At 68.1% G+C, this 345-nt stretch carries 1 protein-coding gene; it reads left to right on the top strand.

Annotated elements, in window-relative coordinates; genetic code table 11:
- Positions 1-345: acyl-CoA dehydrogenase family protein (locus tag EGM46_RS14610; RefSeq protein WP_206427604.1), on the top strand; the 345-nt coding region annotated here is incomplete at both ends.

Genomic DNA, 345 nt, shown 5'->3' with positions numbered 1-345 from the left:
CGCGCTTGCACACGATCAACGGCCAGCCCATGGCCGAGCACCGCGCGCGCGTGCTCGAGCAGCTCGGGATCCTCGTCGAAAACGGAGCGATCCAGCGTGCCTACCCGAGCGACCTCGGCGGCGGCGACAACCACGGCGGCAACATCGCGGCATTCCAGGAGCTCGTGCTCGCCGATCCTTCGCTACAGATCAAGAGCGGCGTCCAGTGGGGTCTGTTCGGCGCGGCGATCCTCCACCTCGGCACGCGTGCGCACCACGAGAAGTGGCTGCCCGACGTGATGAGCCTGAAGTTGCCGGGCGCATTCGCGATGACCGAGATCGGCCACGGCTCGGACGTCGCCTCTG

The organism is Leucobacter chromiireducens (assembly GCF_003917135.1).
In the GTDB taxonomy this organism is placed as follows: Bacteria; Actinomycetota; Actinomycetes; order Actinomycetales; family Microbacteriaceae; genus Leucobacter; species Leucobacter chromiireducens_A.
The sequence above is the reverse complement of the archived record's forward strand: the minus strand, read 5'-3'. Positions and strand labels throughout refer to the sequence as shown.